Below are 10,229 nucleotides of genomic sequence, written 5' to 3' on the forward strand. Positions count from 1 at the left end.
GATGCGGCGCGGTTGCTGTTCCACGGAACCAAGCTTACTGGCCGGCGGGCGCTTCCGGCCGAGGGCCCCACACGTGCGCCCGGCAGGCATTGGGTAAACTTGGAGGCGATCCGTTGCACCGCTCCCGGCAGCTAAGGAAACCAAGTCATGACCAGCAGCAACATTGCCCCCTCGCGCCCCTTCCGGCGGTGGCGGTGGGCCGGCCCCTCGGCGGCAGCCCTTGCCGCCGCGATGTTGCTGACGGGCTGCTCCGGCGGCACCGCCCCCGCCGCCACCGTGGCAACCACCGCCGCGGCGGTTCCGGCCACGGCGGGCCCGACGTCGTCGTCCACCTCCTCCGCCACGGCCGCTGCCACCCCCACCGCGCTCACGGCCAAGGACAAACTAGTGGCCGGATTCCCGGCCAGGCTCATCCCGGTCATGAAGGGCGCACAGGTCCAGTCGTCGAGCCTGCAGCACTCGACGCCCCTGTCGGTGGCAACCCTGATCGAGACCGTGACCGCCAAGCCCGCGGACGTGCTTGCCTTTTACACCAAGGTCTACGAGGGCCAAAAGTTCACCGCCCTGAAGGGTGAGAAGGTGGACGGGACCCCCTTGAAAACGTTTGTGCGCTCCGCCGGCCAGGAGACTGTCAACGTTGCCGTGGTGGAGACAGGCAACACCGCAACGGTGACCATCGGCGCGAATGTCCTGCCGGCGTCGCTCAAATAGTCCCGCCTTCACCTCCCGTTTTTTACGACAGCGACGGCCACGGCCGTCCCCGCTCCACACACAGCAAGGATCCGCCCGCATGACCGCATTTGCCGCCACCCCCAAGGAATCAACGGCCGTTGAACAGGACGCGTTCGTCGCAGCGGTGGCCGTGAAACTGAAGGATTTCCTGGCTGAAAAGAGCGCCCTGTTGGCAGGCATCTCCCCCGATTCCCTGGTCCTTGTTGATTCAATCGCAGCCCTGGCCACGGGCGGCAAGCGCATGCGCGCGCTCCTTTGCTATTGGGGCTGGCGTGGAGCCGGCGGGGCCCCGGACGCGGCTGAAGTCATCATGGCAGGTGCCGCGCTGGAGCTGTTCCAGGCCGCCGCACTCATCCACGACGACATCATCGACCGTTCGGACACGCGCCGCGGCGGCCCCAGCGTGCACCGCCAGTTCGGCACCCTCCATGCCGCGAACGGCTGGTCGCTGGATGAGGAGCGGTTCGGCCACGCGGCCGCGATCCTCGCCGGGGACCTGTGCCTTTCCTTCAGCGAGGAGATGTTTGCCGCCATCGGCACGGGCCCGGACAGCCGCGCACGCGCCGTCTTCAACCTGATGCGCACCGAGGTCATGGCGGGGCAGTACCTGGACATCCTGGAGGAAGTTTCCGGACCGGCGAAGCCGCACAGCACCGCCGTCGCCCGGGCCGCGGCGATCATCCGCTTCAAGAGCGCCAAGTATTCCTCGGAGCATCCGCTGGTCCTCGGCGGGGCGCTGGCGGGAGCGTCCCCGGAACTCCTGGAGGGCTACAGCGCCTTCGCACTGCCCCTGGGCGAGGCCTTCCAGTTGCGCGACGACGTCCTGGGGGTGTTCGGGGACCCTGCACAGACCGGCAAGCCGGCCGGCGACGATCTCCGGGAGGGAAAGCGCACCGTGCTGGTTGGCCTGACCATTGACGCGGCGGGCGAAACTGACCGGGAATTTGTTGACAGCCATCTGGGCCGCCAGGACCTCAGCGACGCAGAAATCGACAAGCTGTGCTCGATCATCGTCGGCTCCGGCGCCTTGGCGGGGACCGAGGCGATGATCTCCGAACTCAGTGCCAGCGCCTTCGCCGCCCTGGACGGACTGCCCATCGACGACGAAGTTTCGGCAGCGTTGTCCGCCCTGGGCCGCGGGGCGGTCTCCCGCACGTCCTAGCGGCCAGGGCGGGCCCTGCTACCAGCCGAGGGCTGCGGCCCGGCGGCGGATTTCGGTTTTGCGTCCCTCGTGCAGGGCGTCGATGGGCCGCCCCGGCAGTGAATCGTCGGCAGTGAACAGCCAGGTGATGGCTTCCTCGTCGTCGAACCCGGCGTCGTGAAGGACCGTGATGGTGCCGCGCAGGCTCTCGATGATGTGGTCGTCGATGAAGAATTCGGCCGGCACGGCGCGGATCGAGCGCTCGCCCACACGGGCCGCCAGCAGGGATCCGTCCTTCACGAGGGCGTGGACTTTGGTGATGGAGACATCCAGCTTGGCCGCGACATCGGGCAGGGGCAACCATTCACTGACTACATTTTCAACTTTACTCACGTGTCCAAGGTTCCCACAGGAACGACCCGTCCGCACACCGGCGGGCACCGGCGCCACGGGCCGGCGGCAAATTACACATCTGTGGTTTAGCCAGTTTACGCCCGGGGCACTGCTTGCTGAGCGGTTTTGGTGTAAATTCACATTAGTCACACAAGTAACATCATCATCATGAGCACCAATCGTCACGGAAACCAGAGGATCACACCCATGACTTCCCAACGTCCCTCCCGGCCCGCGCCCTCAAGCGGCAGGCAGCTGGCGGCTGTTGCCACGGCCGCCATTCCGGTGGTGATGCTTTCATCGCTGGCGCTGGCCCAGCCCGCCTCGGCGGCCGCTGTCCCGGCCGGCCCCAAAATCCTTCCCTCCGCAGTGACCCACGGCGGGCTTGCCACGGCAGTCCAGTCCGGACCGAAGGCGGCAGGGATCCCCGCCTCCGTGGTGGCCGGGTCCATTCCGACGCGGATCGCACCGCAGGCCCCTGCGGCGAAGACCTACAAGGTTGTCCCCGGCGACACCATTTCCGCCATTGCCGCCCGCCACGGGCTGTCCACGAACGCCGTGCTGGCGCTGAACAGGCTCAGCGCCACGAGCATCATCTACCCGGGCCAGCTGATCAAGGTCAGCGGCGGCGCCGCTGCCCCGGCACGGGCCAAGGCCGCGCCCAAGGCATCCACCTACACCGTCAGGGCAGGCGACACCATCAGCGGCATTGCCGCAAGGCATGGATTGTCCACGGCCTCCGTCCTCTCAGCCAACGGCATGAACAACTCCACCGTCATCTTCCCGGGCCAGACCATCAAGCTCAGCAAGTCCGCTGCCCCGGCCAAGGCTGCCCCGGCCAAGGCCGCGCCCGCCAAGGCCGCCCGGCCGGCGTCGTCCGCGGCCAGCTACGTGGTCAAGTCCGGTGACACCCTCTCGGGCATCGCCGCCCGGCACGGGGTGTCCCTGGCATCGGTGATGAGCGCCAACGGCATGAACAACGCCACCGTCATCTACCCCGGCCAGACCATCAAGCTCGCCAAGTCTGCGCCGGCCCCGGCGGCAGCTCCGGCCAGGGCCTCCAGCACCACGCCGGCGTCGTACGGCAGGTACGTCATCAAGTCCGGTGACACTCTCTCCGGCATTGCCGCCCGGCACGGCGTCCCACTGAAGTCGCTCGCCTCCGCCAATGGGATTTCGGTCAACGGCATCATCTATGCCGGGAAGACACTTTCCATCCCCGGCGTCAGTGCGGCATCCAGTTCCATCACGCCGATCAAGCCGGCGGTCCCCAAGGTGCCCAACACGTTCCTGCACTACACGTACCCGGCCGCCGTGGTGGCCGATGCCAACAAGAACCTGCAGGCCCTGCTCGCCGCACCCGTGCCGTCGCAGGCACAGATGAAGGAAATGGTGGCCCGGACCGCTGCCAGCATGGGCGTGGACCCGTCGCTGGCCATGGCGTTCGCCTACCAGGAATCCGGCTTCAACCAGCAGGTGGTCTCGCCCGCCAACGCCATCGGCACCATGCAGGTCATCCCCGACGCCGGCGACTGGGCGTCCGGGATGGTGGGGCGCAAGCTGAACCTGCTCGACCCGCAGGACAATGTCACGGCGGGCGTCGCCATCATCAGGGCGCTCCTGAAGGACGCCAAGACGGAGGACCTGGCGATTGCCGGGTACTACCAGGGGCAATATTCCGTCAGCGTCCACGGCATGTTCGCGGACACCAAGGCCTACGTGGCGAGCGTGAAGGCCAACCGGAAACTTTTCCGCTGATCCACTGCTTCCATGCAGGGCCGGGGGCCGCCAGCGAGTGTTGCTGGCGGCCCCCCTTCGTTTCACCCAATAAGATCGAAGGGTGCAAGACGAGCCGTTTGATGCCCTGATCGGGACCACAGTTGACGACCGCTACCTGGTGCTGGCCAAGGTGGCCCGCGGAGGCATGTCCACCGTCTACCTGGCCAAGGACGTCCGCCTCAACCGCAACATCGCACTCAAAATCCTGCACCCGCACCTGGCCACCGACAACGCCTTCCTCGAACGCCTGCAACGTGAGGCGTGGAGCGCGGCCAGCCTGTCCCACCCCCACGTCGTGCAGATCCATGACCACGGCGTCGGCGCGGAGCATGCCTACCTGGTGCTGGAGTACATAGACGGCCACACCCTGCGGGAGGTCATCAATGCCACGGCACCGCTGACCGCCGGGGCGGCGCTGGAACTACTGGACCCGATCGTTGAGGGGCTGGCCGCTGCCCACGCCGCAGGGCTCGTGCACCGGGACGTGAAACCTGAAAATGTGCTGGTCTCGCGCAGCGGCTGGGTAAAAATCGGCGACTTTGGCCTGTCCCGCGCCGTCACGACCACAACGAACACGGCAACCTTGATGGGCACCGTGGGCTACATCGCCCCCGAACTGGTCAACGGCGGCGGCGGGGACGCCCGCAGCGACATTTATTCCGCCGGCATCATGCTGTACGAGCTCCTCACGGGCCAGCAGCCCTTTCACGGCCAGGTGCCCATCGCCGTGGCCATGCAGCACGTGCGCGACGACGTGCCGGCACCTTCCGCCGCCGTGCCGGGGCTCCCGGCGGAGATGGACGAGCTGGTGCGCTACATGACCGAAAAGGACCCGGACAACCGGCCGGCCAACGGTGCCTCGCTCTTGGAGGACCTGCGCCACATCCGCCGCACGCTGACGCCGGAACAGCTTGCCGCCGGCGGAATCGGCGCGGGATCCCGCCCCCTGCCCCCGGGCGCGGTGACCGAGGCCCTGGCCCCGCCCTACGGCAGCCCGGGCAACGAGACCGCCGTCATCGCCGCACCGGCAAACCCCACGAGTGTGCTTCCGTCCCCCGGCAGGTTGTATGTCGACGAGAACGGCCGTCCGTCAGCCTATGCCACGCCCAACATGACGATGGCGCTGGAGCCGGGGGCCGGCGTCGGCCGGAACGCAGCCGGGACGGGCGGGCAGGCGCCTTCCAAGCGGTCCGTGCGCATGGCAGCCCGGGAGCGCGCCCGGACCGCCGCCCAGCCGATCGCCACCCTGGGCACGGCCCATCCACGGCGCCGGGCCACCCTCTGGATCCTGGTGGTGGCCCTGCTGGCGCTGCTGGTGGCCGCGGCAGGCTGGTTCCTGGGGATGGGTCCGGGCGCGCTGGCCACCGTGCCGGACGTCCACAACAAGACCGTGGCGCAGGCGCAGGCACTGATCCAGGCCCGCGGGTTCCAGCTGGCCGCAACGTCGGAGGTCTTCAACGAAAAGACCGCCGCCGGACTGGCCGTGGACACGGACCCCACGGGAGGGACCGAACAGCGCAAATTCCAGGGCGTGACGATCCTGGTTTCCAAGGGTCCCGTCCTGTACCCCGTGCCGGCCCTTGCCGGCAAAACGCTCGCCGCGGCCCAGGCGGCGCTCTCGGCGGGCCACCTCGCGACGGGCACCGTGACGGAGGCATACGACGAAAAGGGCGCAGCCGGCACCGTCGTCAGCCAGAATCCGGCCTCCGGCACACAATTCCGGGGCAACACCAAGGTGGACATCGTGGTTTCCAAGGGCCCCAGGCCGATCCCGGTGCCGTCCGTCGTGGGCAGGCCCGCCGCCGCGGCACAGGCCGCGCTCAAGGAACTTGGCCTCGTGCCCGCCGTCGCGGCGGGGCAGGTCTACAGCACCACCGTCCCTGCCGGCTCCGTTGCCGCCCAATCGCCCGCCGGCGGCAACCTCACCGCCGGGGGCACGGTCACCGTGACCCTTTCCAAGGGCCCCAAAATGGTTGAGGTGCCCGATGTGGTGGGCAGGCAGCTGGACGACGCCCGCTCCCGGCTCGAGGCCCGCGGCTTCACCGTGAAGGTGGAAAAGCTGTTTGGCGGCTTCTTCGGCACGGTGCGCTTCCAGGACCCGCAGGGCGGGAAGGCCCCCGAAGGCAGCACGGTCACCCTGCAGGTCATCTGACCCGGCCGCCGGAGCCCGGCTGCCGGGCGGTGCTACTTGCTTTGGCTCAGCGCCCCCGCCACGAGGAAGGCCATCTCGAGCGACTGCTTGTGGTTCAGGCGGGGGTCGCACACGGATTCGTAGCCGGTCAGGAACGCTTCCTGGTCGATGGGGTCGGCGCCGCCGAGGCACTCGGCCACGTCGTCGCCGGTCATCTCCACGTGCAGGCCGCCGGGGAAGGTGCCCAGTGCCTGGTGGACCTCGAAGAAGCCGCGGACCTCGTCGATGACGTCGTCGAAGTTGCGCGTCTTGTAGCCGTTGGGCGAGGTGACGGTGTTGCCGTGCATGGGGTCGGTGACCCAGAGGACCTGGGCGCCGGAGGCGGTGACCTTCTCCACGAGGTTCGGCAGCTTCTCGCGAATGTTCGTGGCGCCCATGCGGGTGATGAACGTCAGGCGGCCGGGCTCGCGGTTCGGGTCCAGTTTCTCGATCAGGCGCAGCGCGTCGTCCGGGGAGGTGGTGGGGCCGAGCTTGACGCCGATCGGGTTCCGGACGCGGGAGAGGAAGTCCACGTGCGCCTGCTCCAGGTCGCGGGTCCGCTCGCCGATCCACAGGAAGTGTGCCGAGGTGTCATAGGGGGTTCCGGTGCGGGAGTCGATGCGGGTCAATGCACGTTCGTAATCGAGCAGCAGGGCCTCGTGGCTGGCAAAGAATTCCACCGTCTTCAGCGCCTCGAAGTCGGCACCGCAGGAGGCCATGAACTTGATGGCCCGGTCGATGTCCTTGGCCAGCTTCTCGTACCGGCTGTGCGCCGGGTTGGAGGTGAAGCCGCGGTTCCATTCGTGGACCAGCCGGAGGTCGGCGAAGCCGCCCTGGGTGAACGCCCTGATCAGGTTCAGCGTCGACGCGGAGGTGTGGTAGGCCTTGAGCATGCGCGAGGCGTCATGCCTGCGCGACTCGGGCGTGAATTCAAAGCCGTTGACAATGTCGCCGCGATAGGCCGGCAGGGTCACGCCGTCGCGGGTTTCGTCGTTGGATGAGCGCGGCTTGGCAAACTGGCCGGCCATGCGTCCCATTTTGATGACGGGCAGCTGGGCACCGTAGGTGAGCACCACCGCCATCTGCAGGATCGTCTTGACGCGCGAGCTGATCCGGTCGGCCGTGGCGGCCTCAAAGGTCTCGGCGCAGTCGCCGCCCTGCAGCAGGAACGCCTTGCCCTGCGCGGCCTTGGCCAGGCGGGAACGCAGTACATCGACCTCGCCGGCAAACACGAGCGGCGGCAGCGAGGAGAGCTCCTTCACGCTGGCGGAAAACACCTCGGGGTCGGCCCAGGTGGGCTGTTGCGCGATGGGCAGTTCACGCCAATCGTCAAGGCCGGGATACACGGCAGCGCCGGGGAGGGACATGCCGGGAACGGACATGGCGGCGGGTGTGGGCGCTACGGGGGCATTTAGCTCAGTCACCCCTCAAGACTAACCCCCTGCGCAACTGCCGCGGGAACCTGTCCGAGTCATGAGATGCGACGGCCTTTCCGTGCGCACTCCCCTCCGCTTGGGCCTACCGTGGCGCTGTTTCCGGCGGAATTTCGCCCGGATCCGGTTGGTTCACGGCATCGGCCCCTCCTGCCGCCGGCAAAGGGTCCGCCAGGATGCCATCCGCCGTAACGTCATCGGCCGTAACGTCTTCCGCAATAATGCGCGGACGCTTCGGCCCGGCCTTGGCGCCGATCACGGTCACGGTCCCCGGGGCCACGGTCTCAGAGGGGTCGATGCGGACGGCGTCCGCGGCTTTCGCGCCGTCCTCCGGGGCGGCCGCTGCCTGGCCCGGCGCCTTGGGTTCAGCGCCGGACTTGGCACCGGCCTTGGCGCCGGCAGTCCTGCCGGCCTTTTCCGCCGCAATCCGGTCCTTGACGGTGCTGGCGTAGGAATCGACGTATTCCTGTCCGGAAATGCGCATCAGCTCATACATGATCTCGTCCGTCACGGAGCGTTGGACAAAGCGGTCGTCGTGCAGGCCCTGGTAGCGGCTGAAGTCCAGGGGTTCGCCAAAGATGACACCCAGGCGGCGGATGTTGGGGATGCGCCGGCCAATGGGCTGGACCTTGTCGGTGCCGATCATGGCGACGGGGATCACGGGCACGTTGGCGGTCAGGACCAGCTTGGCCACCCCCACCTTCCCGCGGTACAGCCGGCCGTCGGGGCTGCGGGTTCCCTCGGGGTAAATGCCCAGCAGGCCGCCGTCCTTGAGGACTTCCACCCCGGTCTGCAGCGAGTTGGCGGAGGCCTTGCCGCCGGAGCGGTCCATGGGCAGCTGGTTGGTCAGCTTAAAGAAGGCAGCGGTCAGCCGGCCCTTGAGGCCGCGTCCGGTGAAGTAGTCACTCTTGGCCAGGAAGACGACGGGGCGCGGGACCATCAGGGGCATGAAGATGGAATCGGAAAAGGAAAGGTGGTTGCTGGCCAGCACGGCCGGGCCGTCCACCGGCAGGTTGTCCAGGCCCTTCGTCCAGGGGCGAAACAGGATTTTAAGCACCGGTCCGAGGAAGATCTTCTTGAGCACCCAATAAATCACGGTAATAATCCTCTCCGGCGGGACCGGGTTCAGCCAGGCGTGCCCGATGCGTCCACCCGCACCCAACGTAACAACAGTAGTCTAGTAAGTGGGGCGCCATGGGTGGTGACGCGGATGCGTCGCACCTTTGGTGTCTGCCCGAAAATGGTGCCTATACTCATGGCACCTGACTTCACGGAGGCCACCATGGCAACGGCGCAATCCTTCCGCTCGGACGGACATGGCAGTTTGGCGCGCGTCGGTGTGGCACTCAGCCACGGCTTTACCGGCTCCCCCGTCAGCCTCCGCTCCTGGTCGGAGTCCCTCGCCAACGAAGGCTATGCCGTGAACATGCCGCTGCTGGCGGGCCACGGCACCACGTGGCAGGACCTTTCGCGCACGCCGTGGACCAACTGGTACCGCGACTTTGAAGCCGCCTATCTGGAACTCTCCGCCCGCTGCGACACCGTCTTTGTGGCCGGGCTGTCCATGGGCGGCGCCCTTGCCCTGCGGGTCGCGGCCAACCACCCGGTGGCCGGCGTCGCCGTCGTCAATCCCGGCCTGACGTTCAGCGACGGCCGGGCCAAATATTCGGGCCTGTTGCGGCACATGCTCAAAAGCGTGCCGGCCATTGGCGACGACATCAAGGCCCCGGGCATCACCGAGGGCGCCTACCTGCGGACGCCGGTGGCCGCCGTCCATGAACTCTCCAAGCTGTTCGCCGACACCATCGCCCAGCTGCCCCGCGTGGTGGCACCCACTATCGTTTTCCGTTCCACCGTGGACCACGTGGTGCCGGAATCCAGCATGGCCGCCTTGCGGGCCGGCATAGGTGCGAAGGAGTTCGAGGTGGTGCCGCTGGGCAACAGCTACCATGTGGCAACCATGGACAATGACGCCGCACAGATCTTCTCCCAGTCCAGTGACTTCTTCCGGAGGCATGCACGTGCAGTCTGACCATGGCCACGACACCCCGAGCACCGGCGGCGACGACCGCGACGAGGCCGTCTGGCTCGACCTGGTGGCCCGGCTCCAGGAGCCTGACGACAGTTTCATGGAGGGCGCCCTCCCTGAGGCGGCGGACGAAGCCGGCACGCCCCCCGCTGCCCCGGCTGCCGGCCCGTCGAAGGGCGTGGACGACTTCGACCCCCTGGGCGTGTGGCGCCGGCAGCTTTCGCCCGCCCCGGAGGAACCGCCCTACGGCGGCGGCCGCGGCGGGCCCGCCTCCCCGGACACCGGTCCGCGCGACTACGCGGCAGCGGATCCGGACGACGAATTTGTCCCTCCGGTGCCGCCGAGCCTGGCCGGGGCGGAACCTGCCATGGTGCTCGCCTGGATCGGCGCCGCCGGCGGACCCATCTTCCTGGTGCTGGCCGCGATCTTTTGGCGCGGCATGCCGTTGGTGGCTGTCATCGGCGTGATCCTGGCCTTCCTGGCGGGCACCGGCTACCTGATTTACCGGCTGCCGAAGAACCGCGATCACGAAGGCGGGGACGGCGCAGTCGT

9 protein-coding genes are annotated in these 10,229 nt (G+C 67.9%); 6 read left to right on the forward strand and 3 right to left on the reverse strand.

Going from position 1 to position 10,229, the window contains the following annotated elements; translation table 11 throughout:
* The first annotated feature begins 147 nt into the window (after positions 1-147).
* Both G6035_RS20245 and G6035_RS16360 read left to right on the forward strand, forming a co-directional pair.
* Positions 148-711, forward strand: a complete 564-nt coding sequence (locus G6035_RS20245) for a hypothetical protein (protein WP_256128058.1) — start codon at positions 148-150, stop codon at positions 709-711.
* A 79-nt stretch (positions 712-790) separates the two neighbouring features.
* Positions 791-1,894, forward strand: a complete 1,104-nt coding sequence (locus G6035_RS16360) for a polyprenyl synthetase family protein (protein WP_176618166.1) — start codon at positions 791-793, stop codon at positions 1,892-1,894.
* An 18-nt stretch (positions 1,895-1,912) separates the two neighbouring features.
* On the opposite strand, the gene G6035_RS16365 is transcribed toward G6035_RS16360, so the two are convergent.
* Positions 1,913-2,266, reverse strand: a complete 354-nt coding sequence (locus tag G6035_RS16365) for an Rv2175c family DNA-binding protein (RefSeq protein WP_176618167.1) — start codon at positions 2,264-2,266, stop codon at positions 1,913-1,915.
* A 207-nt stretch (positions 2,267-2,473) separates the two neighbouring features.
* Between G6035_RS16365 and G6035_RS16370 the strand changes: the two genes are divergently transcribed.
* Together G6035_RS16370 and G6035_RS16375 are read left to right on the forward strand one after the other, a co-directional pair.
* A complete protein-coding gene (locus G6035_RS16370; protein ID WP_256128059.1) occupies positions 2,474-4,024 on the forward strand; it encodes a LysM peptidoglycan-binding domain-containing protein in 1,551 nt (516 codons plus the stop codon).
* An 82-nt stretch (positions 4,025-4,106) separates the two neighbouring features.
* On the forward strand, positions 4,107-6,197 hold the full coding sequence (locus tag G6035_RS16375) for a PASTA domain-containing protein (protein ID WP_176618168.1): 2,091 nt from the start codon (positions 4,107-4,109) through the stop codon (positions 6,195-6,197).
* Between the two features lie 32 nt (positions 6,198-6,229).
* Here G6035_RS16375 and G6035_RS16380 read toward each other — a convergent pair whose 3' ends face one another.
* Both G6035_RS16380 and G6035_RS16385 read right to left on the reverse strand, forming a co-directional pair.
* Positions 6,230-7,639, reverse strand: a complete 1,410-nt coding sequence (locus G6035_RS16380; protein WP_371131048.1) for a class II 3-deoxy-7-phosphoheptulonate synthase — start codon at positions 7,637-7,639, stop codon at positions 6,230-6,232.
* 94 nt (positions 7,640-7,733) lie between these two features.
* On the reverse strand, positions 7,734-8,744 hold the full coding sequence (locus tag G6035_RS16385) for a 1-acyl-sn-glycerol-3-phosphate acyltransferase (protein ID WP_371131049.1): 1,011 nt from the start codon (positions 8,742-8,744) through the stop codon (positions 7,734-7,736).
* A 159-nt stretch (positions 8,745-8,903) separates the two neighbouring features.
* Here G6035_RS16385 and G6035_RS16390 point away from each other — a divergent pair, with 159 nt between their 5' ends.
* Complete coding sequence (locus tag G6035_RS16390; protein WP_371131050.1) at positions 8,904-9,680, forward strand: alpha/beta hydrolase; 777 nt, start codon at positions 8,904-8,906, stop codon at positions 9,678-9,680.
* Positions 9,670-10,229: hypothetical protein (locus G6035_RS16395; RefSeq protein WP_176618169.1), on the forward strand; the 560-nt coding region annotated here is incomplete at its 3' end. The genes G6035_RS16390 and G6035_RS16395, both read left to right, overlap by 11 nt.

This window comes from Arthrobacter sp. SDTb3-6 (assembly GCF_013376095.1).
Classification (GTDB): domain Bacteria; phylum Actinomycetota; class Actinomycetes; order Actinomycetales; family Micrococcaceae; genus Specibacter.

Coding starts and splice junctions, on each gene's coding strand:
- G6035_RS20245 (WP_256128058.1), top strand. CDS start 148: ATGACCAGCAGCAACATTGCCCCCTCGCGCCCCTTCCGGCGGTGGCGG.
- G6035_RS16360 (WP_176618166.1), top strand. CDS start 791: ATGACCGCATTTGCCGCCACCCCCAAGGAATCAACGGCCGTTGAACAG.
- G6035_RS16370 (WP_256128059.1), top strand. CDS start 2,474: ATGACTTCCCAACGTCCCTCCCGGCCCGCGCCCTCAAGCGGCAGGCAG.
- G6035_RS16390 (WP_371131050.1), top strand. CDS start 8,904: ATGGCACCTGACTTCACGGAGGCCACCATGGCAACGGCGCAATCCTTC.